The organism is Chitinophaga costaii, from assembly GCF_900094705.1.
Taxonomy (GTDB): Bacteria; Bacteroidota; Bacteroidia; order Chitinophagales; family Chitinophagaceae; genus Chitinophaga; species Chitinophaga costaii.
Map to the genome: position 1 here is coordinate 30,102 of NZ_FMAR01000011.1, position 24,142 is coordinate 54,243.

Consider the following 24,142-nt stretch of genomic DNA (forward strand, 5'->3'; position numbering starts at 1 on the left):
CACACATGCATTTATCCGCTATCCGTATGTTCAAATACATACGCCATCTTAGTTGTATGGCCCTCCTGTTGCCTATGTCTGCCGCCCAGGCACAAACCGTTAGTAATGACGATGCATCCCGGATCGTGAAGGCACTGACTGACCAATTAACGGATCAATATCCGTTCCCGGAAATTTCTGCCCAATACAAGGCTGCCCTGCTCAAAAACGAGGCCGCCGGCCAATACTTCCAGCTCAGCGAAGCAGCCTTGGGCAACAAGCTTACCGCTGATCTGCAGGCTACCCACAAAGACGTACACCTGCACGTGTGGCGCGATACAGACCGTTATAAGGCCCTGGTAGCACCCCACGAACACCACCGCGGCAACGCAGCCGACTTCGATGCGGAACTGGAAGCAGACCGCCGTGGCGGGTACGGCTATCAGCGCGTGGAGCTGGATGCAGCCACCAGTACAGCCTATATTAATATTCCCGGCGGGTTTAAGAGCAGCCAGGAGGCTTTTGAAATGGCAGCATCGGCCATGGGTATGGCGGCTTACAGCCAGCATATCGTCATAGACCTGCGTCATAACGGTGGCGGCTCCGGGCAAATGGGCCGTTTCCTGGCTTCGTATTTTTATGAGCCGGGCAATGAACAGTTTTACCTGAACGGCTTTTACAAAGACCGCTCCAAGGATATACAGGAATGGACCTATCCTTTCGTGCCGGGCCACCATATGCCCCACGCCAAATTATATGTGCTGGTAGATCATAACACGGCCTCCGCTTCCGAAGGTTTTGCCTACGCTATCCAGCAACTGCACCGGGGCACCATCGTGGGCGATACTACAGCGGGTGCAGGCATTGCCGGTGGCTTTCATGCACTGGGCAATAACCTGATCGTGTTCTTGCCCGTGAAAATGGTTACTGCACCCAATTCCACGGTAGGATGGGAAGGCACCGGCGTAATACCCGACGTAACCAGCACTGGCCCCGCAGCCTGGGATGCCGCAAAACGCCTCATCTTAAAAGACATCATGGCCGACACCACCGACCACGTAGGACAAGCCGCCGCCCAATGGCGGCTGGAAGATGATAGCAGTACCAGTTTGGAAGGCGATGTTTTGAAGAAAAAATATGCGGCACTGGTGGGTACCTACAACAAAGGGGAAGTAACCATTACCGCCGTAAAAGAGGGCCTTCAATGGAACCGTTTCGAAAACGGTAAAGCGCCCCAACACTATGCCCTGCGCGAAGTAAAACCAGACGTGATCACCATCCTGGAAATGAACAAGGAATACGGTGGCCCCACCTGCAGTCGCATATACCTACAACGAGATGCAGCCGGTCACATAGAAAGCCTGATCCGCAAAACCATTATGACGGCCGGAACTATTTACACCTCACCCTCACCTTACCTGCGTTCGGGCGGCATAGCAAAATAAAAGACCGCGTTGATCAAACTGGCTGTATATATAATGCATAATACTTGCCCTTTTGCAGCAGCAGGGCCGCAGGGTTGGCCCGCTCCACCATCTCAGCATTCTCTAACATGAGGATCTCATCGGCGTTCCGCACGGTGGATAGGCGATGGGCGATGATTAAACTGGTGTGGCCCTGCATGAGCAAGTCCATCCTCTTTTGTATGATCTGCTATATGCCGGTATCAATAGAACTGGAGGCTTTGTCCAGGATGAGGATGGAGGGTTTGGCCACTGTAACGTGGGCTATGTTAAGTAGTTGCCGCTGCCACTGGCTAAGATTTCCCCCATCCTTTTCCAGCACGGCCTGATAAACGTTGGGCAGCCCTTTAATAAATGAATCGGCGCCGGATAACACCGCCGCATGAAGAACTGCTTCATCTGTATCGGCCAGCCGTCCATAACGGATTGTCCATGACGCTTGGCCGTAAACAGGTGGGTATCCTGTAGCACCATTCCAAGCAATTGCCGCAAGCTATTTTTCTTTATTTTTCGTATATCCGTTCCATCTATGGTGATCTTACCCGATTGTATGTCGTAAAACCTGGGCAATAAATTCATAATCGTAGATTTGACCGCGCCCGTAGCGTCCACCAGCGCACTTATGGCTTGCCTTGGCTTCCAGTGAAATGTTTTTAAGTATCACCTTTCCGCTGTGGAAGCTAAATGTAACGTTGTGCAATAATACATTTCCTTTTACACCGGGGAAATGATATCGTGAAGCCGTACGCCTGCACATCTATGGCTGCTGCTATGATCTACGCATCGGCAGACTGCGCATTGCACCAGGCAGGGTTTTGTTTGATGGTGCCGGAAAATAATTCATATTGCTGCAACACCAAGCTAATACGGGTGCGTAAATGCTGCAACGTATAAGTACGTATGTCTTTCGCTTTATAGCAGCAAACAGGCTCACCTAAAAAAAGGGGCATTCCCTAAAATAAATGGGAAAGCTCCTGGTTACTGCGCTATACCGCCCTAAGCATTTATGACTTACCCGTTCCATTCATAACAAACCAGCGGGCGGCTGCCTGTTGCAGTGTAGCAACATCCGGGTTACTAGCTGCCGCCCAGGCTATCACTCCATCCGGGCGTACCAGCACGGCGCTTAAGCCTAACTGCTTTTTTGCGGGACCCGTAATATACTTGAGCGCATGGCCATATTCGTCCGCTACTTGCTTCAAAGATGCGTTCCCCTCAAAATCCAGCAGCAGGCCCTGTCCTTCCTGCAGCAAGGTGCCTATGTGTATCCCACCATCTTCCAGTTCAAAATTAGGTACGCTATAGCCGGTAAGCGGGTGCTGGCCATCCAACTGGTAATGATTGAAGATGCCCCACAATCTTGCGGCAATATAAGTAGCGCCATCACGCGTATCGGTAAGGTCCCGCACAATGGCACGCAGTGCGCTGGCCGCCGGGTCTGGATGCATTATGGCCACCTGTGCGCGCGACCAGTCTAATACGGCTGCGCCAATAGGATGCCGCTCTGTACAATAACTGTCTAACAAGCCTTCCGGTGCCTTCCCCTGGATGGTGGCAGCCAGCTTCCAGCCCAGGTTCATGGCATCGCCCAGCCCAAGGTTGAGCCCCTGGCCGCCTAACGGTGCATGAATGTGAGCAGCATCGCCGGCTATCAACACCCGCCCGTTGCGGTAAGTGGTGGCCTGCCGTGCATGGTCTGTCCAGGTAGTAGCGATATGCAGGGCATTGATGATAACGTCGGTTTGAGAAATACGGCGTAATACGGCTTGCACATGCGACAGGGTAACCGGCTTCCCGGCCTGGTGAAATGCACCGCCATCAAAATCCTGTATGATCAGGTAACCTGGTTGCGATTGCAGGTACATACCGGTTGCTGTTACCTGCCTGCCCGGCAGCAGCTTTGAGGGCTTGGCAATGTCTGCCTGCACAGAATAGCCGGTAAACGTTGGCTCCGTACCAGCAAATGTAAAGCCGCCCAACTTGCGCACCATACTGCGGCTGCCATCGCAGCCCACCAGATATTTTCCAATAATCGTTTGATCGCCTGCCTGCACGGTCACTCCAGCTGCCGATTGATAAAAGTGTTCCAGCGCAAGACCTCGCCAAATGGTTACGCCCAGGGCGGTGGCGCGGCGGGTCAGTATGGTTTCTATTTCTTCCATGGAAGACAACAAACTGGTAGGCGTATCGCCTGGCAACCTATGCTTCCATTGTGTAGGATCAATATGGTCTTCAAACAATGGAATGCCGGCAAAGTGCGCTACCTGCCGGCGGATGGGCTGCCCCTGCGCAGCAGGAGCCGTGACATGGGGTTGCCGTACATGTTGATGTAGCTCCAACGCCGGCAGTAATCCACGACGATACAGCGCTTCAATCGTAGGTGCCGACAGCCCCCGCATGCCAAAAGGAAGCTGCTTTAAAGGCGTGATGGGTTGCGCTGCTTTTTCCAGGATAAGTACTGTACAGTGGGCTAAAGCCAACTCACCCGCCAGGAATAAACCTACCGGCCCGGCCCCGGAAATAATCACATCATAATCAGTAGTAAGTGGTGTAGTGAGCGTGCTTTCAAGGTTTGTATGCATATATCATCATTAAAGCACAAAATTCCGGCATGTGCTTTTACTAAGCTTGTACAAACGCGACAAAGTCGTCGCTCAACCCCTGTTTTCTTTTCTTCGCATTTCGAGCAAATGCGGCGGGCGTAGTGCCGCTGTAGCGTTTAAATTCCCTGGAGAGATGAGATTGATCCGTATAGCCAAGCTCCTGCGCCAAGCCGGCAAGGGAGATAGCTGGATGAAGCCATAAGTTGTTGCGCACTTGTTCAAAACGCAGGAGGCCCGACACATCTTTCACGGTATACCCTGCAGATTGTTTAAACTGTCTTTCCAGCGTACGCACGGTGGCATGTGCCGCCGCCGCTACCTGGCTTACGTGCAGGGCGCCATGGGTCGCCCGCATGGCCATGCCTGCTTTATACAACATACTATTCACTGCAATCCCCGCCCTTGCCTGCAGAAAATACTGCTGTACGGCTGCCATTGCTTCCGCAATGTTGCCAGCTTCCATCCATTGGCACAACGTAGATTGCAGATTGGCAATAGGATGCTCTAACATGCGCACACCACCTTTTCCTGCCGGCAGGCCAAGTAAATCAAACACCGTCCAGGGATAACACCGGATACCAAGGATTTGCAAACGGTTTTGTGTATGAAACAATATAGGCTGATTAATAAGTCCCATCATAAAGGGCGAGGGCAATGCCTGCAAATTTCCCTGATGAACGATGCTACAGGGGCCGCCGAAATGAAAGATAATTTCAGCATAACCATCTGGTATAACTTCAAAACTGGCGGATGCTTCACCAGCGTCTCTGTTATTATACCAAAAACATTTGATGGTTTCCTGTAGCTCCTCCGGCGGTACAAATTCTTGGTGCTGCATAGGGTAAGATAGGATATTTATCGGTATTGAATATTTGCAGGAAGGATACGTATCAGGCTATGTAAGATAATGTGCATAAAAAAAGAGGCATCACCGCGTGTAAACGATTGATGCCTCTTATTTATCTTGGTAGCGCGTACGGGAGTCGAACCCGTCATTCCTCCGTGAAAGGGAGGCGTCTTAGCCGATTGACCAACGCGCCAGGTACTTTCAATAAGGTTAAAGTAATGCTTCACCTTTCGTGGAGCGGGGTGATGGTAGCGCGTACGGGAGTCGAACCCGTCATTCCTCCGTGAAAGGGAGGCGTCTTAGCCGATTGACCAACGCGCCGTTGGTTTGTTTATTGGGATTGCAAAGGTAATGTCCTTTGCTATATTTCCAAAATAATTTTACTTAACGCAAATTTATATTGCAGAATACCCACATTGCGCGTAAATTCGCTACTCAAATTTATCATCTCAAATCACAGTGAAAAATGGCAACTTCTTTAAAAATCGGTATTAATGGCTTTGGCCGCATTGGTCGCCTGGTTTACCGTCAGATCTACAACATGCCCGGCATTGAAGTAGTAGCAATTAACGACCTCACCAGCCCTGCTGTACTTGCTCACCTGTTGAAGTATGACACCGCACAGGGTCGTTTTGGCGTAGACGTGAAACACACTGAGAACGCAATCATCGTTAATAACGAAGAAGTAAAAATATACGCGCAGAAAGATCCTTCGCAAATTCCCTGGGGTAATCACGGAATTGATGTAGTGATAGAATCTACCGGTTTCTTCGCAGATAAAGATAAAGCTGCCGCTCACCTGAAAGCAGGTGCCAAACGCGTAGTGATCTCTGCACCCGCCACCGGCGATCTGAAGACCATCGTGTTCAACGTAAATCACGATATTCTCGACGGCAGCGAAACAATTATCTCCTGCGCTTCCTGCACGACCAACTGTCTGGCTCCTATGGCTAAAGTACTGAACGATAAGTACGGTATTAAACAAGGCCTGATGACCACCATCCACGCTTACACCAACGACCAGAACACCCTGGATGCACCACATCCAAAAGGCGATCTGCGCCGCGCCCGCGCCGCCGCAGCAAACATCGTCCCCAACAGCACCGGCGCCGCCAAAGCAATTGGCCTGGTACTGCCCGATCTGAAAGGTAAACTGGATGGCAATGCACAACGCGTACCTGTAGTAACCGGTTCCCTCACCGAACTCACTACCCTGCTGAATACCAAAGTAACCGTAGAAGAAATCAACGCCGCTATGAAAGCCGCCGCTAACGAGTCTTATGGTTATACCGAAGACGAAATTGTAAGCAGCGACGTAATCGGCACCCACTTCGGTTCCCTGTTCGATGCCACTCAAACTAAAGTAATGACAGTAGGCGATCAGCAACTGGTGAAAACCGTTTCCTGGTACGATAATGAAATGAGCTATGTATCTCAGCTCGTACGTACCGTGAAATATTTCGCAGGGCTGATTTCTAAATAATCTCTAAAAGGCTGGCCCTCCGCCAGCCTTTTTTACTGCTTTCCCTACCGCGGAATCGCAGCGCAGCAGCGATAGCTTTTGCCCGGCGGCTCCGCGGTTTTTTTTGATGCACCACTTATTACTTTAAACTAACCGCACGATGAGTAAATTTAGCAATTATAATTTCAAAGGCCAGAAAGCCCTGATCCGCGTAGACTTTAATGTACCATTGAACGATCAATTCGAGATTACCGACGACAACCGCATGCGCGCTGCCGTACCCACCATCCAGAAGATACTGGCCGATGGCGGTTCCGTAATCCTCATGTCTCACCTGGGCCGCCCTAAAGATGGCCCTACCGATAAGTACTCCCTGAAACACCTGGTAAACCACCTGGTGAAATTGCTGGGAGGCGTTACCGTGAAATTTGCGGAAGACTGCATTGGCCCCAAAGCCGAAACAGCCGCCGCTCACCTTCAACCCGGCGAAGTATTGCTGCTGGAAAACCTACGCTTCCACAAAGAAGAAGAAAAAGGCGATAAAACATTTGCCGCACAACTTGCCAAGCTGGGTACCGTGTATGTAAACGACGCCTTTGGCACAGCCCACCGCGCCCATGCATCCACAGCGGTGATTGCAGCAGATTTTCCGGCAGATAAACGGATGTTCGGACTGCTAATGGAAGCAGAAGTAAACAGCGCAGAAAAAGTATTGAACAATACCCAACGCCCCTTTACCGCCATTCTGGGCGGCGCAAAAGTAAGCGACAAAATTCTTATCATCGAAAACCTGCTGGACCGCGCCAATAACCTGATCATTGGCGGTGGCATGGCCTACACTTTCCTGAAAGCACAAGGCAAGGAAATCGGTAACTCACTCGTAGAAGACGATAAGCTAGACCTGGCCCTGGAACTGCTGGCCAAGGCCAAAGCCAAAGGCGTGAACTTGCTGATCCCCGTAGATTCTGTGGCCGCCGATAAATTTGCAGCAGACGCCAATACCCAGGTAGTGTCTAACGATAACATCCCCGCCGGCTGGATGGGCCTGGACATTGCCGCAAAATCCATCGCCCTTTTCAGCGACGTAATTGCTAATTCAAAAACCATTCTCTGGAATGGCCCCATGGGCGTATTTGAAATGCCCGCCTTCCAAGGTGGCACCAAAGCAGTAGCAGAAGCCATTGTACTGGCCACTGAAAAAGGCGCCTTCTCCCTCGTAGGTGGCGGCGATAGCGTAGCCGCCGTAAACCAGTTTGGCCTGGCCGATAAAGTAAGCTACGTAAGCACCGGCGGCGGCGCCCTCCTGGAACTGTTCGAAGGCAAAGTCCTCCCCGGCATCGCAGCGATCCAGCAATAATTATAAATTCATAATTTAAAAAAGCCATTTGCGCCAGCGCGGCGCAAATGGCTTTTTACTTTACGCTTCTTCCTCATAAGATAAGATGTCCGCAGGTTGGCAATGCAGCAGGTTTCAAGTGTACTGAACCGGATAGCTTTTGCTTTACCAGTTTCCAAAAATGCCGGGCATTCACCGGGTTTATCACCATGGTATAAAAAGTAGGGTCTTCACGGCTTATATAGCTTCTTACCAGCAGGCATAAAAAATCCCGCTGAGGTCATCAGCGGGATGTATAATTATATAAAGCTACCGGATTAGGAGCGCTTTGTTGTACTAACTTTCTTTTTAACAGTAGTGCTATGCGAAGTAGCGCTTCTTGTATAAGCACCCTTTTTGTATCTGGTACCAGCATACTTGCTGTTGTGAGCAGCGCGAAGCGACGATTTTTTCACGGCGGCGCTATCTACTACCGGCACTTTTACCGGGGCGGGAAAACGCGATTTATCTACCGCTACTGCCTTATCATCCAGCGCCAATTGTACTGACTCTTTTAAGATTTCATTCTTCTGATGCATGAACTGGGTCATCTTGTCTTTCGGCAGGCGCAGGTCGGCGGCATTATCGGCGCCAGCCAGCGTACGGGCGAAATTGGGATTCAGCCTTTCCAGGTCGCCCATGCTTACATCCAGGCCTTTGGCAATGGCGTCAAGGCGATATTTACCAGATACATTAAATACCACGGTATTCATCAGTTCTTCGTCGCTCAGCGGGGTGCCGGCTACGGCTTCCGCAGAAGACGCCACGGCAGCGTCGGAAACGTCTACTGCATCATTCCCCACACCGAAGAAGGTGTTGAAACGATCCAGGATATAGCCGGTAGCAATGAATTTGTACACATGATTACGGGATTCTGAAGGCAGAAAATACTGCATACCCCAGAAATCGGAGCGACCGCTGGCTTTAATGGCGCGTTGTACGCCGCCTGCACCACAATTGTAAGCAGCTACCACCAGCAACCAGTCGTCGAACTGGTTATGCAGTTCGTTCAGAAATTTAGCGGCGGCAACAGTGCTTTTATAAAAGTCTTTGCGTTCGTCTTTCTTCTTAGCTACCGTTAGACCAAAAAGACGGGCAGTACCAGACATAAACTGCCAGGCGCCTACGGCACCTACCTTGGAACGGGCATTGGTATTAAAGCTGGATTCTATTACCGCGAGGTATTTCATTTCCTCCGGCACACCATTATCCCTGAATACTTTCTCCACCATGGCGAAATAAGGCTGGCCTTTTTCGATCATGATCTGGAGATGCTGGCTGTAGTGGTTGGCAAAATCATTGATATAGCCTGATACCAGGTTATTATTGATCTGCTCATACACTTTGGGACTACGGATACTGCTAGGCAGTGAAGCCGCTTCCCTTCTTACCATCAGTGCGGTGGCTGCGGATGGATGTACCACGCTGTCTTTCGGCAAGACAATCTTCCGGGCCGTTATGGCAGTGTCTACTGCTGCTACTGAGGCAAATGCAGGCATCACGTCGCCAGCTACTTTTGCTGCCTGGGCGCCACCTGTTGCCAGGCCGGCCGTAAGCAGTAACAATAATAATTTCCTCATACACATTTGTTTTTTTAACTCGTAGTGACCTGTTTGCTGGTCGTAACATTGATCGTATGCGCCAAACGCAACAGGTTTGCTTCGTCAAATTTCCGGGTAATAATCTGGATTCCGTAAGGCATACCATTGGAATGCACTGTTAAAGGAACAGAAATGGCAGGTGTTCCTACCAAGTTTGCCAGTACAGTATAAATATCTGCTAAGTACATGGCAATCGGATCTTCCATTTTTTCGCCCAGTTTAAAGGCGGTGGAAGGTACCGTTGGTAATAAGATGGCATCGTAGTTAGCCAGAATGGTGTTTATTTTGTCCATTACGAGCCTGCGCACTTTTTGCGCTTTCGTAAAATAGGCATCGAAATAACCGGCACTGAGCACAAAAGTTCCCAGTAATATACGTCGTTTTACCTCTTTGCCAAAACCTTCCGAACGGCTTTGCTTATAAAAATCGCTCAGCGCCAGGTTGGCATGGGCCGTGCGATGGCCGTATTTCACCCCGTCAAACCGGGAAAGGTTAGAAGAAGCTTCTGCGGTCGTCAGCACATAATAGGCAGGCACCACATAGTCCAGGCAATTGAAATCCACCGCTTCCACGGTATTGCCGGCTTGTTCCATCTCTTCAAAGAAGTGCAAAAATCCGGCTTTCATTTCAGGGTCTAGCCCATCATGATGGATCGCATCTTTCAAATACGCGATTTTCCAGGATTTATTGTGTGTCAGATCAGCCTGGTAATCAGGGACTGCCAGTTGGGAAGCCGTACTATCATAGGTATCCGCACCGGCAATGGCCTGTAAGACCTGCGCCACATCTGCAATATTCTTGCCAAACACCCCTATTTGATCGAAGGAAGACGCGTAGGCGATGAGTCCGTAGCGCGAAATCCGGCCATAGGTGGGTTTTAGCCCGATGATGCCGCAAAAGTCTGCCGGCTGCCTTACCGAACCACCAGTGTCGCTGCCCAGGCTTACCAGGCAAAGATCTGCCTGCACCGCCACCGCCGATCCGCCGGAGGAGCCACCCGGTACCCGGGTTTCATCCAGCGCATTACGCACAGGGCCATAGGCAGAATTTTCGTTGGTAGAGCCCATGGCAAATTCGTCGCAGTTCAGGTTACCAATAATGATGGCATCGGCCGCCAACAAGCGTTCTACCGCCGTGGCGGAATAAGGGGATACAAAGCCTTCCAAAATGCGGGAAGCCGCACCCACCTGGTGGCCGGCATAACAGATCACGTCTTTAATCCCGATCACCACCCCGGCCAGCGACCCTACCGGCTGCCCTGCCTGCAGGCGGGCATCCAGCGCAGTTGCCTGCGCCAGCGCTTCCGCAGCATATACCTCCCGAAAGGCATTGAGGCGAGTATAGGCTGCTATCCTATCTAAATAGGACTGCACCACGGCGGTACAGGTAGTACTGCCATCGTGCAAGGCTTTGTGCAAAAGATGTATAGTGCTGTATTCAGACAAGCTAAACCAGTATAATTTAATGGATTAAACAAAAATTCCAGTTAGCAAAAAGTACCCTGTTACTAAAACTAGTCTTTCTTTTCCAGGTTAATGTCGGCAGCAGCAGCAGTAGCAGCGGGTGCTACCGGCGTGGAAGCGGGGGCAGGCGGCGGAGTGGTTTCGCGCATCCCTTCCTCTAACTCCCGGCGTACATTATTCTTAGCATCGTTGAACTCACGCATACCTTTACCCAGGCCTCTCATTAACTCCGGGATCTTTTTACCGCCAAACAGCAGTAACACCACTAAAGCAATCAGCAAGATTTCTGTACCGCCCACTTCGTTGAGGAATAAGAAAGAAGATTTAACCATTACAACAGTCATTGTCTCCGATTTAAAAGTTTAGTGAACAAAGATAGGGCATAATATCGGCAATACCTATGCTACTGGGCTGTTTTGTGCTTTCATATAACAAAATTATAACAATCAAACTATCGGGCACAAGATAAAGAAATGGGTAACTAAGTTTGATAATAAACCAGTTACCCATGTTATAATATTATTATTCATTGATAGCCTTCATCAGGATGGCTGGCTGCCCAGCCACTGCTGCCGGACCGTACAGGCACAACAAAAACGGAAGGCTTGCACCTCCCGTTTTTACAAATTTCCCTGTATTGTATACTAAACCCTTTTTTCCTTGATACGGGCGGCTTTACCAGCGCGTTCACGCAGGTAGAACAAACGGGCCCTTCTTACTTTACCCACTTTGTTGAGGATAATGCCATCGATGTTAGGAGAGTACAGCGGAAATACACGCTCTACGCCTATGCCATCAGAAATTTTTCTTACGGTGAAAGATGCCGTGAACCCAGTACCCTGAATTTTCAATACGTCACCTTTAAAGGATTGAATCCTTTCTTTGCTACCTTCTATGATCTTATAGTTTACGGTAACGTTGTCACCGGCTTTAAACTTCGGGAACTGTTTCTTAGCAGTCAACTGCTCGTGAACAAAATTAATAGCGTTCATCTTTCAAATATTTAAGGGAGTGCAAAGTTAACGTTTAATCCGGCTAAATTCCAAATGCTTCCTTATAAAATTGGAAATAATTTTCTGGGACGGTGCCATAAAATGCGCCGTGGCGGTGGGTAATTGAATGACCTATATACGCTTACCTGGCGTAAAAGATACCTGACGACCTGCCCCACCCGCAGGCAGAAACCAGCCCCGCTTTCGTTTTTCAACTCCGTAAAACTTATTGCAGCAAGTCCGGCCTGCGCTGCTGGGTACGGGCCAGGGATTGCTCATGCCGCCAATCTTCTATGTGGCGGTGATTGCCGCTCAGCAGCACATCTGGCACCTTCCAGTTGCGGAACACTTCCGGGCGGGTATACACCGGCGGAGCCAGGAGGTTGTCCTGGAAGGAGTCGAACAAAGCGGAGGTTTCATCATTAAGTACGCCGGGCAGCAGCCGGCCCAGAGCATCTACCAGCACCGCAGCGGCCAATTCCCCGCCAGAAAGTACATAATCGCCAATGGAGATTTCCTTCGTCACGAAGTGCTCGCGAATGCGCTCGTCTATGCCTTTGTAGTGGCCGCAGATGAGCAGCAGGTTTTCCTGGAGCGATAATTGGTTAGCCATGCGCTGTTGCAGCGTTTCTCCGTCCGGGGTGAGATATATCACCTCGTCGTACCGGGTAGCGGCTTGCAGGCTTTCAATCGCATTGACCAGGGGTTCCATCATCATCACCATGCCCGCGCCGCCGCCAAACTGGTAGTCGTCTACCTGCGCGCGGGGCAGGGTAGAATAATCCCGCAGGTTGTGCAGGTGTACTTCCAGCAAGCCCTTGTCCTTTGCCCGTTGCAGGATGGAATGAGAAAAAGGGCTTTCCAGCAGTTCCGGCAACACGGTGATGATATCTATTCTCATAACAATTATTGTAAAAGTTTCATATAACGCTGGCATTGCACCGCAAAAGAAAACTTAGGATCTGCTTCCAGGGCGGCCTTGCGGGCGGCCCGTTCGGTGGGGTTGCCGGCCAGCGCCAGCAACGTTTCCAACAGGTCGTGTACGGCATACAAAACGGCATGCCGCGCAAAGTCTTCCCACTGCCCAAAACTTCTTTCCATGAGCAGCGGTATTTTCCAGGCAAAAGCCAGGTTATACGCCCCGGAAATACGTGTGCGGATGTATTGCTCAAATAAATGCCCCCCCGGATGTAGCAAGGGCAAAATTACGTCGGATTGCGCTAAGTATGCCTGGAACAGTGGTTCAGACACCGCCTCTTTAAAGGTAACCACCTGCCCGGCACAAGGCAGGGATTGCAGGCGGGCCGCCAGTTCCGGATAGCTATTGGCATCGTATTTCCCTAAAAAAATCAATTTCATATAGACTGGCAGCCCATGCTTCGCCACCTGGGCCAGCAGGCTGCCGTAATCGCGGCGGGAAGGCATTACGCTACCAGGAATGCAGATCCACACCTCCCCTACCGGCTTTTCCAGCGGCGGCACAGGCATCGGCGGAAAAAAAACAGGATAAAAACAACCCACGTGCATGCCCCTGGGCGGCTGCACATGCTGTAGCAGCGTATCGTTGAGTACAAAGCAGCGCCGTATTTTCCGGAAAATAATGCGGCGCAGGGTAAAACCCCGGTTAAATTTACGGCCATTGTGCACAATGCCCACCCAGCGGCGTACCGGCAAGGGCAGCACCGTAAGATCGCGTACCAGGCTGTTTTCTGCCGTGTTTACCACGATGGTTCGGATATTAAACCGGCGCAAGTAGCCTCGTAGTTGCCACCAGATGCCCAGGTGATTGGCCGCACAGCTTTTCACCGTGTGCAACTGATGCCCTGCCAACCCCGGGATATAGGCCAGGGATGGCCACAGGTGCGCATTGCAGATCATATGCACGGCATACCCCTGCTGCTGCAAGAACAGCACCTGGGCATACAGGCATTCGGTGTGCGATCCGCCCAGTTCCAGCAAAGCAATATGTTGTTGCGGCATCATGTGTTACAAATAAATATCGATCAGGCCTTCGGGCAGCCGCAGGCGTACGCGTTTGTCTTTTTGCAGCACCTCTATCAAACTGGCCTCGTTAATGGGCAGGAGCAATTCTTTACCCTGGTATATCACCTTGGCCAGTACCTGCAAGGGCATTTCTATCACTTCGTCAATAATACCGATCTCGCCCAGGGCTTCATCTTCCACCATAAAGCCCAGCATAGACACCGGTGCGTCTTTAGATACCTGAGCTTTAAAATCGGCTTCTACCAGGTATACATTAGTTTGGGTAAGCTTTTGAGCGGCTTCCTTGGTATCAATACCCTCCAGCTTCACATACACCTGTTCATGATCCTTGACTTTGGCTTTTTCCAAAAAGTAGGGAATAAAGCTGTTTTTACGGGTTTCGAGGAAAAGGGCGGTAATGCCTTTAAGGGAACTGCGCTTGCCCAGGCTATGCTTGAGTACAAGTTCGCCCTGCAACCCAAAGGTGGCTACCAGCCTGCCAATGCTGAAATAATTGTCCATGGTATATGCGGAAATGGTGCAATAAAAAAAGGAAATATTTGCGGACAAATATTTCCTTTTCAATATGGTTTCTAGCTAAGCTAAAATTATGCTTCAGAAGATTCACCTTCAGATGCAGCCGGAGCGGCAGGAGCATCTTCAACCCTGCGCACGATGGGCGTCACTGCGCGGGCTCTTTTGGCGGTATCACGACGGGCAGAAACTTTCTGCTCGTGTTCTGCCTGCCATTGTTCGAATTTGGAATAAGCAGTACGCTCGTCGAACAGGTTCAGGCCCACACCTCTCAGCAGGTGTTTCAAGTACAGCACACCTTTAAAAGAAAGGATGCGGCGTACTGTGTCTGTAGGCTGAGCACCTTTCTGCAACCAACCCAGGGCACGTTCCGTGTCGATGTTAATGGAAGCGGGAACGGTAAGCGGATTGTAAGTACCAATTTTCTGGATGAATTTTCCATCACGCGGCGCGCGTGCATCGGCTACTACGATAAAATAGAAGGGTCTCTTCTTGGCGCCATGTCTCTGCAGTCTGATCTTTACTGGCATAAATAAGTCGAGTTATTTTTTGCGAGTGATAAAATATTGTTTCGTTTCAATTTCCCTCATTGAAGGGGGAGCAAAAGTACAAAGTTTCATGAACTGTGCAAATTTTTTGTTTGCAATATTTACTTGTACCGGTTACAAATATATATAAAATCTTATCGCATTGGTAAGCCCCTCATACCTTTGCCGCCCAGTTTGTTCATGGATTTCATCATTTGGCGCATTTGCTCAAATTGTTTCATGAACTGGTTTACATCCTGAATGTCTTTACCGGCACCTTTAGCAATACGTTTGCGGCGGCTGCCGTCTATCAGGTCGGGATTGGAGCGTTCGGAGGGGGTCATGGATCCTATCATGGCTTCAATGCCCTTAAAAGCATCGTCGCTGATGTCCAGGTCCTTTATAGCCTTGCCTACGCCGGGTATCATGGCCATGAGGTCTTTAAGGTTGCCCATCTTCTTAATCTGCTGCAACTGCTCGCGGAAATCGTCGAAGTCGAATTGATTCTGACGAATTTTCTTCTCCAGCTTTTTGGCCTGCTCTTCATTAAACTGGGCCTGGGCTCTTTCCACCAGGGTGGTAATATCGCCCATACCTAAAATACGCTGGGCCATACGTTCGGGGTAGAACACGTCCAGGGTATCCAGTTTTTCGCCCATGCTCACAAACTTAATGGGCTTATCTACCGTGTAGCGGATGGTGAGAGCGGCCCCGCCGCGGGTATCGCCATCCAGCTTGGTCAGCACTACGCCGGTGAAGTCCAGGCGTTCATTAAAGGTTTTGGCGGTATTTACGGCGTCCTGGCCGGTCATGGAATCTACTACGAACAGTATTTCCTGTGGCTTCACGGCGGCTTTCACATTAGCCACTTCATTCATCATCACCTCGTCTACGGCCAGGCGACCGGCGGTATCAATGATTACAACCGTGTTGCCATTGGCTTTGGCCTGTTTAATACCGTTTTCCGCAATCTGCACAGCGTTCTTATTTTCCGGCTCGCTGTACACCTCCACCCCAATCTGCTCGCCCAGCACTTTAAGTTGGTCGATGGCCGCAGGGCGGTAAATATCTGCCGCGATGAGCAGGGGTTTTTTATTTTTCTTGGTCTTCAGGAAATTGGCCAGTTTGCCGGAGAAGGTGGTTTTACCTGAGCCTTGCAAGCCGGCAATGAGAATCACGGTAGGATTGGTTTTCAGCTCCAGCTCTGCCTCGGTACCACCCATCAGTTCGGACAGTTCGTCCTTCACGATCTTCACCATGAGCTGGCCGGGAGAGATGGCAGTGATCACCTTTTCGCCCATGGCCTTTTCGCGGATGCGGTCAGTGAGTTCCTTGGCAATTTTGTAGTTCACGTCGGCATCCACCAGTGCGCGGCGGATTTCCTTTATTGTGGAGGCTACATTTATTTCAGAAATGCGGCCTTCTCCTTTGAGCTGTTTAAACGCCGACTCCAGCCGTTCTGATAATGATTCAAACATGATGACTTGTTGAATGGTTGCTTATAAAAAAATGGCAAAAAAATAGCCATGGGAGGGCAAAAGTAGGAAAATTCTTTTAGAGAATGCAGGGGGAAGATTGGGCTAACGTGTACCCAGCGGTATAAATTAGGTACACCTATCTTAGACCCACTATAGGCGCTAGGTAGGCTCTTCCCTGGTGCAGGGTAGCTCAGAGGCCCCATTTAACCAGGCAGGCTATGAGCAAGCGCAGGAACAAGCCCCGGATTACCTGGTTCTTGGAAAACAATGGACCCAAGCCCGAAACACTACAAGCTAGTTTAACATGGAAAATGGTCCTAAGCTTCCAGGATGATACCCTTCGTCATATGACTATTTAAAAAAATTTTAGCAATAATTTATGCACCCAGGTAGTTGCGAAGCAGTTTGCTGCGGGAAGTGGTCCGTAATTTCGTGATGGCTTTGTCTTTGATCTGGCGAACGCGCTCACGGGTGAGGCCAAATTTTTCGCCGATATCTTCCAGAGACATGGGATGTTCTACAGCAATGCCAAAATAGAGCATGATCACATCTTTCTGGCGGTCGGTAAGGGTAGATAAAGAGCGTTCTATTTCGCGGCGGAGTGAATCGTGGTGTTCCAGTGCTTCGTCTGCGCTGGCGGCATTGGGATTTTCCAGCACATCCAGCAGGGAGTTGTCTTCCCCATCAATAAAAGGGGCATCCATGGATACGTGGCGGGCGGCTACCCCCAGGGTGGCCTCTACTTCTTCCGTATTAATTTCCAGGATGGTGGCTAGTTCGTCAGGGGAAGGTTCGCGTTCATATTCCTGCTCCAACTGGGAATATGCCTTGCTGATTTTATTAGACAAGCCTACTTTATTCAGCGGCAGGCGCACGATACGCGACTGTTCTGCTAATGCCTGGAGAATACTTTGGCGAATCCACCATACGGCGTAGGAAATAAATTTGAAACCTCTTGTTTCATCAAAACGCTGTGCAGCCTTGATCAATCCAAGGTTACCCTCGTTAATTAGGTCACTCAGGGAAAGACCCTGGTTCTGGTACTGTTTGGCCACGGACACCACGAAGCGGAGGTTTGCTTTGGTAAGCTTTTCCAACGCACGCTGATCTCCCTGCTTAATACGGATAGCGAGATTAACCTCTTCTTCCGGCGTGATTAAATCTACTTTCCCAATTTCCTGCAGATATTTCTCAAGCGATTGAGACTCTCTGTTCGTAATGGACTTAGTGATCTTGAGTTGGCGCATTGACATACAAGTCGGAACAGTTACAGGTTAATAAAAGTACATTTTTGATGAATGCTTGACAAAAATAACTTTTTTTAGAAACTGACCAAAAAAAAATATAGCTTTTTGGAAGCATTCTAAATAAAAACGATTAACCTTTAGCTGCTTATGATAAGGCATGTGCCGGCTATCGATTGGAACGATGAATAGTAAGTCGTGCCTATGAAGTGATAGATAAAATATTATATTATAAATTTTTATAATGATTATAAAAAATGAGAAGGGTGCCTGGGCATGCAAAATGGGGATATAAAAATCTAACAATAAATTTTGTTCCTATTAATAATTTTCTATAATTGCAGCCTGGATGAACTGAATTTTAATTTAATTTGAGCGATGTCAAAGAAAGTGCAATATGAGTTGGAATACCCGGTAAGATGCTCACCTGGAATCCTTTACGAGTTCCTTTCCACCCCGGCGGGGCTACAGGAATGGTTTGCCGATAAGGTAGATTTCCGGGATAATGTTTTTTCTTTTTCCTGGAGTGGCAATGTAGAAGAAGCGGAAGTGCTGGACCAGGTAGCGGCGGAATATATTCGTTTGCGCTGGGTAACGGCACCTAAAGAAGAATTTTTTGAATTCCGCATCCGGGTCTCCGATGTAACCACAGAAACGATCCTGATTGTAAAAGATTTTGCGGAAAAAAAAGAAATTGCCGATCAAAGCCAACTTTGGGATTACCAGGTTAAAGATCTTTTTCACCGCATTGGCAATTAATGCCACCTGTTTTTATTTTACATGTAAAGACTGTGCTGAAGAAAATCCTCTTCCAATCCGACCCGGTGAATTGTAACGCCTTGTACGGCCTGTTCCTGAAAGATTATTCCTCCCACTATCTGATCCTTGTTGCCAGGCTGGATGGCTTGCTTTGCACACTTCCTGCAGGTACGGTTTTACACGGCTTTTAATTAACTGGATAAGTTTTTAGTTGGCACACCTGCCTTCCGTCCTACAGGCTAACCCCTATGCATACACGCCACCATAGAACTTGCGTTGAACGTGGCAGGAAGCCCTGTGGACCATCCACCTGCCCAATAGGGTTCCCGCACAGGCATGATTATACCTGCATGGTGTCTAACACTGCTTCATAAAACGCCCTTATTGCTGGCACAACGCCTTCCCAGTCTTGTAGCGCAAATGGCTTCGCCAGTTTCAGAAAATCCTGCTCCAGTGCACCTTCCCATGCTGCCGCCGAACATGCTTCCAATGGCTGGTAAATGCCCTCCCCCATCTCGTGCTGCCAGGGATCTTCGGGCAGATACAATTGCGCGCCACTGGCAGCCAGCCGCGATTGGGCCAGGCGCAGGGCTGGCCGGTGCCGCAACAGCGAATGCCCTGCCAGGTGCAGGGTGGCGGTGAAGTCGTGCCCCCACCAGAACATGGTGCGCAATGCAAAAATATCGTCCCTGGAAAACAGACGGGGGTAATCCAAAATGGCGTAGGGCAGGTCTTTATACCGCTCTCCCTTCGCAATCTTGGCACCCAGCGCCAGGGCCGGCACGCCACCAGGCACATGATTCCACTGCGGCAGTTGCCCCACCGCTTCCTGCACCTGCCCCAGCAGGCTGATGGCTTTTTCCATGATCCGGTGCTTGAGGTACAGCCAGTCTGCCCTTACGACCAGGGCACTTTCCTCCGGTGTTAATATCATTTATTAAGTATTATTTAACGAGGTTCCTGCCAGGGCTACAGGAATGTAAAAACAAAGGTGTTAACTTTGCCCCGACCATGAACACCGCCTCCCACCGCAAATGTAGTGATTGCCGGGCTGCCTGAATTTAAAGAACAACTTGTGAAAAAACTCGATAAACTTATCATTAAAACTTTCTTCGGCCCATTCGTTGCCACATTTTTCGTGACATTGTTTGTGCTGATCATGCAATTTTTATGGAAGTATATCGATGACTTTGTAGGGAAAGGACTGGACACCTGGGTAATTATTAAGCTCATGGCCTATACCAGTGCCAGCCTGGTAACCTTGGCCCTGCCACTGGCGGTACTACTGTCTTCTATCATGACTTTTGGTAACCTGGGCGAAAGTTTTGAACTGGTAGCCCTTAAATCGTCCGGCATTTCTTTGCTGCGTTTTATGCGCCCTTTGCTGGTGCTGTGCGTTGGCATTGCCGTGCTGGCCTTCCTCTTTGCCAACTACGCCATTCCGGTGGCCAATTTGCAGGCCAAATCCCTGTTGTATGATGTAACCAACTCCAAACCCGCCTTCAACATTAAAGCCGGCGAATTTTATTCCGATATCCCTGGCTATACCATTAAAGTGGCGCAGAAAGACCCGGACAATAAGACTATACACCAGGTGATCATTTATGACAAACATTCCGCTGGCGGTTCCGACCAGGTGATTCTGGCAGAAAAAGGCATTATGGGCCTTTCTAATGATAAACAGTTCCTGCTGTTTAAACTGGAAAATGGATGGCGCTATGAAGAAAGATATTCCCGCATGGGCAACACCCAGCCCGGCGACTTGATACGACTGGGTTTTAAGGAATACACCAAAGCGTTTGACATGAGCAGTTTTCGTTTTAGCCAAACAGACGTGAACCTGTTTTCCTCCAACCAGCAAATGCTAAATGTAAAACAACTGGATGTTGCGGTAGACTCGCTGGACAAACAACTACAACTTTATCAAAAAAATGTAAATGCTTACGTAACCACGCGTTACAGTTTTAATAAATGGAAAGATACCGGCTGGCTAAAACAGGCGCCCCTGCTTAAAGTAGCGCATTTTGAAGACGCCATCCCGGTACAGCAGCGCGAATATGCCTGGCAGCATGCCGCTCAAAGTATCCGCGATACGCAAATGACCCTGGAAAGCACATCGAAAGATTATGCTGAGAAATTTTCCAACATTCTGCTATTTAAGGTAGAATGGCAAAGAAAGTTCACCCTGGCTTTTGCCTGCATCGTTATGTTTTTAATTGGTGCCCCGCTGGGTTCCATTATTCGTAAGGGTGGATTGGGTACACCGCTGGTATTTGCCGTGATCTTCTTCGTAATATTCAACATCTTTTTTATGGTGGGCGAAAAAATGGCCCGCAGCAACGTACTTACTACCTTCAGTGGCATGTGGCTCAGCAATATTGTGCTGTTTCCTATCGCGGTATTCCTGATCTACAAAGCGCTGAACGATTCCCAGCTTTTCAACAAAGAATTTTATTATCGCTTATTCCGCACCTTGAAGCGGCTACTGCGCCATAGTCCTATACTACTGACCGTTAAGCCTAATAAAAACAAGGATGCATAATCTTGTATAGAGAAATCATGCATGTACCACGTATACCCGGAACGTAGTAGCGGGTACAAAAATAATATGTCTAATGAATTCCTGCGCGGAGTGCCGGCACACGGAATACATTAGACATAATATTTTATACGAAGCAAATGTGGGCTATGCCTGCTTCCAGCGTTTCTCCACGACTGGCCAGTTCACCACATTCCAGAATGCGTCTATGTATTCGGGGCGGCGGTTTTGGTGTTTCAGGTAATAAGCATGTTCCCACACGTCCAGGCCCAGAAGAGGAGTGGCGGGTTTGTAACCCAGGCCTTCCATGAGGTGATTATCCTGGTTGGGGGTGCTGCTTATTTCGAGTTCCTTTTGCTTGTTCACGGTAAGCCATGCCCAGCCAGAGCCAAATACTTTCTTGGCAGCATCGTTAAACTGTGTCTGGAAATTTTCCCAGCTACCGAACGTTTTGCTGATGGCCGCTTTAAAGTTGTCGGAAGGGGTAGTTTTATGGGGGGATAGCTGCTCCCAGAAAAAAGAGTGATTGTAATGGCCACCACCGTTGTTGCGCAGAGCGGCGTCTTTGGCAGCTACTTTAGCCAGTATCTGCTCCAGGGTAAGGCTGGCAAAGGCACTGTTGGCCGGCAGGGCCAGGGCGTCGTTCAGATTTTTCACATAAGCGGCGTGGTGCTTATCGTGATGAATTTCCATGGTAAGCTTGTCGATATGCGGCTCCAGAGCATCGGTAGCATATGGCAGTGCAGGTACCGTAAAAGGCGCCTGTGATCTTTCCAGGGACTGCTTTTTACGGCTATTGGCCAGGATGCCTGTTGGATTACTAAGCATGGCCACACCGGCCAGTCCTGCAATCTTTATAAATTCTCTTTTTTCCATAGCATGAATTTTTTTGAAGTAAATCCTTGTCTACAAATCTAATGGTTAATGCCTAAAAAAAGGGTGAAAGTTTGGCTGGTTCCATTGCCATCCAGGTTACTCACATGGCGAATAATTTCAATTTCAAAGCAGTCCGCTTTTACAAATGAAACTAACCCGTTTCAATTCATTAAAATACAGCCCTCAATTGTCGTTTATTTTGAAATTAATTACTATTTTACCTTACCTTACATTCGTGCGAAGCATTAAACGCATAATTGCATTAATAGTCAACAAACAATGAGATTACTTTATCCCTGCCAGTTGGTGCAGCACTGAAGCAGTTTCAATGCGATTACAGGAGTGGAAAATTTGCCGATAAATGACTGTGCGTAATGCGTTGAATTTAAAATTAACCCGGCACCACCTGCTGTGCAGCGATAAGCACCATTACTTAGCTGGAATATTCGCTACCCGACCACCATCATATAGATTTTAAAACGCAGCATCCATGGGTGCTGTCCGATCAATATTTAAAGAATATCCCTCATGCTGAAAGTAAGAGTTTTCAGAGCAATTGACCACCCGGAAGAGTGCATGCGTTATATTGACGGGCACCGTAGAGTACTGGAGGCGTATGGCGTTACCAAAGTAACTTCTGCCAACGTAGATTGGATGTATGCTCCCAACTCCTATATTTCTACCGTAGAAACAGACGACGAAAAAGTACTGGCCGGCTGCAGGGTACAGCTGGCAGGTGGAGATTTGCCCATGCCGATTGAAACCGCCATTAGTAACCTGGATCCCCGCATTTACGATATTATTGCCGAGTTGCAGGCCAAAGGCGGCACCGCAGAACTTTGTGGCCTTTGGAACTCCCGTGAGGTGGCTGGCTGGGGCATAGGCAGTATCGTGATGGGGCAGGTGGGCGTAGCACTTTGTGAGCAGCTACCCATTACCACGATGGTGGCTTTTTGCGCGCAAGCCACTTTCAAGAATTGCCAGCGCCTGGGTTTTATCATCAAAAATGAATTGGGCAATAACGGAACCTTTTACTATCCCAAGGAAGACTTGATCGCCACGGCCCTCATCATTCCCGATCCGGTAGAACTTACCAGTGCACACCCGCTGGTGCGCGATAAAATATTTGACCTGCGCACCCACCCAGTGCAGCGCATGCTGGAAAAGGGCCCTAAGGGTGAAATGGAACTGGATTACAATATTCGAATTAGCCAACAAGCCGTAAACGCCTAAGCCAGCGTTTTTTATTTTACTTCGCAGTATATCAATATTATAAAAGCAGCTCTCGCATGTTTCAAACGCAGCTTAATCATACTTCAGCGGGCAACGCTATTTTCCGGCCCACTATTTTCCGCCTGGCCAATAAGACGGAGGCGGATGAACTACAGGCATTGGCCGATCGCACCCCTGGCCTGTCTGTATACGACAGCCTGGATAGACAACTGGCCGAACTGGTGAAAAGCCAACATCCCACAGAACGCTTCACCGACGAGCAGCTTCAGGAAAAAGGCCAGGCCCTCCTGGGCAATACCCCGCACGCCGCCTACGGTGTATGGGTATACTACCCCTGGAGCCAGCGCCTGGTGCATATGCTGGACGAAGCAGAGTTTGTACTGTTGCGCACTAACCGCAATGTGTATAAAATTACGCCTGAAGAAAGGGCCTTGCTGGCCACTAAAAAGATCGGAGTTATAGGCCTTTCTGTAGGACAAAGTGCCGCCCTGACCATTGCCATGGAAAGGCAGTGTGGAGAATTGCGCATCGCCGATTTCGATCTGCTGGATCTCAGTAACCTGAATCGAATTCGTGCCGGGGTGCATAACCTGGGGTTGCTAAAAACCGTGGTGGTAGCCCGCGAGATCGCGGAGATAGATCCTTTTATTACCGTGGTGCCCTTCGATGAAGGCATTACTCCTGAAAATATAGACCGCTTCCTGACGGAAAACGGTAAGCTGGACGTGCTGGTGGAAGAATGTGATGGACTGGATATTAAGATCCTGGCCCGGGTTAGGGCGCAGGCCTACAGCATTCCTGTAGTAATGGATACCAGCGATCGTGGGCTAATGGACATAGAACGTTTTGACCTGGAACCCACCCGGCCCATCTTGCATGGCAAGATACCGCCCCTGAGTCCTGAAGCCGTAAAAGCACTGACACCGCCCGAGCGATTTGGCCTGGCCGCTGCCTTTGTAGATGTAGCCAATACCTCCGAACGCTTCCGCATGTCCCTGGGCGAAATTGGCAAAACTATTTCTACCTGGCCGCAACTGGCCAGCGCCGTAGTACTGGGTGGCGCCGTAGTAGCGCACGTAACCCGGAGCATTTGCCTGGGCACCCCGCTGCCTTCGGGCCGATATTATGTAGATTTAGATCAGGTTTTCAGCGGTCAATAATACGCCATCCAAGTGCACCCGCTC

25 protein-coding genes, 2 tRNA genes and 1 pseudogene are annotated in these 24,142 nt (G+C 49.5%); 8 read left to right on the top strand and 20 right to left on the bottom strand.

What is annotated here, in order from left to right; all coding sequences use genetic code 11:
* Positions 1 to 5: 5 nt before the first annotated feature.
* Entirely contained in the window at positions 6 to 1,424 is a 1,419-nt protein-coding gene (locus GA0116948_RS14770; protein ID WP_211434879.1) for a S41 family peptidase, read from the top strand.
* Between the two features lie 13 nt (positions 1,425 to 1,437).
* Here the strand turns inward: GA0116948_RS14770 and GA0116948_RS21490 are convergent, their stop codons facing one another.
* The 8 genes and pseudogenes from GA0116948_RS21490 to GA0116948_RS14795 all read right to left on the bottom strand — a co-directional run bounded on the left by GA0116948_RS21490 (position 1,438) and on the right by GA0116948_RS14795 (position 5,213).
* A complete protein-coding gene (locus GA0116948_RS21490) occupies positions 1,438 to 1,614 on the bottom strand; it encodes a P-loop NTPase family protein (RefSeq protein ID WP_205686151.1) in 177 nt (58 codons plus the stop codon).
* 18 nt (positions 1,615 to 1,632) lie between these two features.
* Positions 1,633 to 1,818, bottom strand: coding sequence for a P-loop NTPase family protein (locus GA0116948_RS21610; protein ID WP_240619214.1), 186 nt, complete (start codon positions 1,816 to 1,818; stop codon positions 1,633 to 1,635).
* A 62-nt stretch (positions 1,819 to 1,880) separates the two neighbouring features.
* A pseudogene (locus GA0116948_RS21810) lies at positions 1,881 to 2,066 on the bottom strand (ATP-binding cassette domain-containing protein); the annotation flags it as partial.
* A 152-nt stretch (positions 2,067 to 2,218) separates the two neighbouring features.
* Positions 2,219 to 2,392, bottom strand: a complete 174-nt coding sequence (locus GA0116948_RS21305; protein ID WP_165798485.1) for a hypothetical protein — start codon at positions 2,390 to 2,392, stop codon at positions 2,219 to 2,221.
* 54 nt (positions 2,393 to 2,446) lie between these two features.
* Positions 2,447 to 4,024 carry an FAD-dependent monooxygenase gene (locus GA0116948_RS14780; protein ID WP_089713607.1) on the bottom strand — a complete coding sequence of 526 codons (1,578 nt, stop codon included), beginning with the start codon at positions 4,022 to 4,024 and terminating at the stop codon, positions 2,447 to 2,449.
* A 40-nt stretch (positions 4,025 to 4,064) separates the two neighbouring features.
* On the bottom strand, positions 4,065 to 4,883 hold the full coding sequence (locus GA0116948_RS14785; protein WP_089713608.1) for a helix-turn-helix domain-containing protein: 819 nt from the start codon (positions 4,881 to 4,883) through the stop codon (positions 4,065 to 4,067).
* Between the two features lie 127 nt (positions 4,884 to 5,010).
* A tRNA-Glu gene (locus GA0116948_RS14790) sits at positions 5,011 to 5,085 on the bottom strand.
* A 53-nt stretch (positions 5,086 to 5,138) separates the two neighbouring features.
* A tRNA-Glu gene (locus GA0116948_RS14795) sits at positions 5,139 to 5,213 on the bottom strand.
* Between the two features lie 145 nt (positions 5,214 to 5,358).
* On the opposite strand from GA0116948_RS14795, the gene gap reads away from it, so the two are divergent.
* Together gap and GA0116948_RS14805 are read left to right on the top strand one after the other, a co-directional pair.
* The gene (gene gap / locus GA0116948_RS14800; RefSeq protein ID WP_089713610.1) at positions 5,359 to 6,375 is read left to right on the top strand and encodes a type I glyceraldehyde-3-phosphate dehydrogenase; all 1,017 of its coding nucleotides are present in this window, start codon (positions 5,359 to 5,361) and stop codon (positions 6,373 to 6,375) included.
* Between the two features lie 139 nt (positions 6,376 to 6,514).
* Positions 6,515 to 7,711 (top strand): phosphoglycerate kinase, encoded by a 1,197-nt coding sequence (locus GA0116948_RS14805; protein WP_089713611.1) that lies wholly within the window; start codon positions 6,515 to 6,517, stop codon positions 7,709 to 7,711.
* 296 nt (positions 7,712 to 8,007) lie between these two features.
* On the opposite strand, the gene GA0116948_RS14810 is transcribed toward GA0116948_RS14805, so the two are convergent.
* The 10 genes from GA0116948_RS14810 to GA0116948_RS14855 all read right to left on the bottom strand — a co-directional run bounded on the left by GA0116948_RS14810 (position 8,008) and on the right by GA0116948_RS14855 (position 17,560).
* Positions 8,008 to 9,309 (bottom strand): lytic transglycosylase domain-containing protein, encoded by a 1,302-nt coding sequence (locus tag GA0116948_RS14810; protein WP_165798484.1) that lies wholly within the window; start codon positions 9,307 to 9,309, stop codon positions 8,008 to 8,010.
* A gap of 14 nt (positions 9,310 to 9,323) precedes the next feature.
* Positions 9,324 to 10,775, bottom strand: a complete 1,452-nt coding sequence (gatA, locus tag GA0116948_RS14815) for an Asp-tRNA(Asn)/Glu-tRNA(Gln) amidotransferase subunit GatA (protein ID WP_089713615.1) — start codon at positions 10,773 to 10,775, stop codon at positions 9,324 to 9,326.
* 68 nt (positions 10,776 to 10,843) lie between these two features.
* Positions 10,844 to 11,137 carry a Sec-independent protein translocase subunit TatA/TatB gene (locus tag GA0116948_RS14820; RefSeq protein WP_240619213.1) on the bottom strand — a complete coding sequence of 98 codons (294 nt, stop codon included), beginning with the start codon at positions 11,135 to 11,137 and terminating at the stop codon, positions 10,844 to 10,846.
* A gap of 300 nt (positions 11,138 to 11,437) precedes the next feature.
* Positions 11,438 to 11,785: a 50S ribosomal protein L19 gene (rplS, locus tag GA0116948_RS14825; protein WP_089713616.1), complete on the bottom strand. Its 348-nt coding sequence runs from the start codon at positions 11,783 to 11,785 to the stop codon at positions 11,438 to 11,440.
* A 226-nt stretch (positions 11,786 to 12,011) separates the two neighbouring features.
* Positions 12,012 to 12,686 carry a tRNA (guanosine(37)-N1)-methyltransferase TrmD gene (trmD, locus tag GA0116948_RS14830; RefSeq protein ID WP_089713618.1) on the bottom strand — a complete coding sequence of 225 codons (675 nt, stop codon included), beginning with the start codon at positions 12,684 to 12,686 and terminating at the stop codon, positions 12,012 to 12,014.
* Between the two features lie 5 nt (positions 12,687 to 12,691).
* Positions 12,692 to 13,768 carry a glycosyltransferase family protein gene (locus GA0116948_RS14835; protein ID WP_089713620.1) on the bottom strand — a complete coding sequence of 359 codons (1,077 nt, stop codon included), beginning with the start codon at positions 13,766 to 13,768 and terminating at the stop codon, positions 12,692 to 12,694.
* A gap of 3 nt (positions 13,769 to 13,771) precedes the next feature.
* Positions 13,772 to 14,290 (bottom strand): ribosome maturation factor RimM, encoded by a 519-nt coding sequence (gene rimM / locus GA0116948_RS14840; RefSeq protein ID WP_089713793.1) that lies wholly within the window; start codon positions 14,288 to 14,290, stop codon positions 13,772 to 13,774.
* 86 nt (positions 14,291 to 14,376) lie between these two features.
* Entirely contained in the window at positions 14,377 to 14,832 is a 456-nt protein-coding gene (gene rpsP, locus GA0116948_RS21725; protein WP_089713623.1) for a 30S ribosomal protein S16, read from the bottom strand.
* A gap of 152 nt (positions 14,833 to 14,984) precedes the next feature.
* Positions 14,985 to 16,307 (bottom strand): signal recognition particle protein, encoded by a 1,323-nt coding sequence (gene ffh, locus GA0116948_RS14850; RefSeq protein WP_089713626.1) that lies wholly within the window; start codon positions 16,305 to 16,307, stop codon positions 14,985 to 14,987.
* Between the two features lie 377 nt (positions 16,308 to 16,684).
* Positions 16,685 to 17,560 carry a sigma-70 family RNA polymerase sigma factor gene (locus GA0116948_RS14855; protein WP_211434880.1) on the bottom strand — a complete coding sequence of 292 codons (876 nt, stop codon included), beginning with the start codon at positions 17,558 to 17,560 and terminating at the stop codon, positions 16,685 to 16,687.
* A 369-nt stretch (positions 17,561 to 17,929) separates the two neighbouring features.
* Here GA0116948_RS14855 and GA0116948_RS14865 point away from each other — a divergent pair, with 369 nt between their 5' ends.
* Positions 17,930 to 18,310 (top strand): START-like domain-containing protein, encoded by a 381-nt coding sequence (locus GA0116948_RS14865; protein ID WP_089713631.1) that lies wholly within the window; start codon positions 17,930 to 17,932, stop codon positions 18,308 to 18,310.
* Between the two features lie 32 nt (positions 18,311 to 18,342).
* A complete protein-coding gene (locus tag GA0116948_RS21310) occupies positions 18,343 to 18,501 on the top strand; it encodes a hypothetical protein (protein WP_165798483.1) in 159 nt (52 codons plus the stop codon).
* Positions 18,502 to 18,650: 149 nt separating this feature from the next.
* Here the strand turns inward: GA0116948_RS21310 and GA0116948_RS14875 are convergent, their stop codons facing one another.
* Positions 18,651 to 19,244, bottom strand: coding sequence for a hypothetical protein (locus GA0116948_RS14875; RefSeq protein ID WP_089713635.1), 594 nt, complete (start codon positions 19,242 to 19,244; stop codon positions 18,651 to 18,653).
* Positions 19,245 to 19,385: 141 nt separating this feature from the next.
* On the opposite strand from GA0116948_RS14875, the gene GA0116948_RS14880 reads away from it, so the two are divergent.
* Entirely contained in the window at positions 19,386 to 20,852 is a 1,467-nt protein-coding gene (locus GA0116948_RS14880) for an LptF/LptG family permease (RefSeq protein WP_089713794.1), read from the top strand.
* A gap of 144 nt (positions 20,853 to 20,996) precedes the next feature.
* Here the strand turns inward: GA0116948_RS14880 and GA0116948_RS14885 are convergent, their stop codons facing one another.
* Positions 20,997 to 21,725 (bottom strand): superoxide dismutase, encoded by a 729-nt coding sequence (locus tag GA0116948_RS14885; RefSeq protein ID WP_089713637.1) that lies wholly within the window; start codon positions 21,723 to 21,725, stop codon positions 20,997 to 20,999.
* A gap of 528 nt (positions 21,726 to 22,253) precedes the next feature.
* Here GA0116948_RS14885 and GA0116948_RS14890 point away from each other — a divergent pair.
* Both GA0116948_RS14890 and GA0116948_RS14895 read left to right on the top strand, forming a co-directional pair.
* Entirely contained in the window at positions 22,254 to 22,958 is a 705-nt protein-coding gene (locus GA0116948_RS14890; protein WP_123891815.1) for a hypothetical protein, read from the top strand.
* Positions 22,959 to 23,014: 56 nt separating this feature from the next.
* The gene (locus GA0116948_RS14895) at positions 23,015 to 24,118 is read left to right on the top strand and encodes a ThiF family adenylyltransferase (protein WP_089713641.1); all 1,104 of its coding nucleotides are present in this window, start codon (positions 23,015 to 23,017) and stop codon (positions 24,116 to 24,118) included.
* The last annotated feature ends 24 nt before the right edge of the window (positions 24,119 to 24,142 follow it).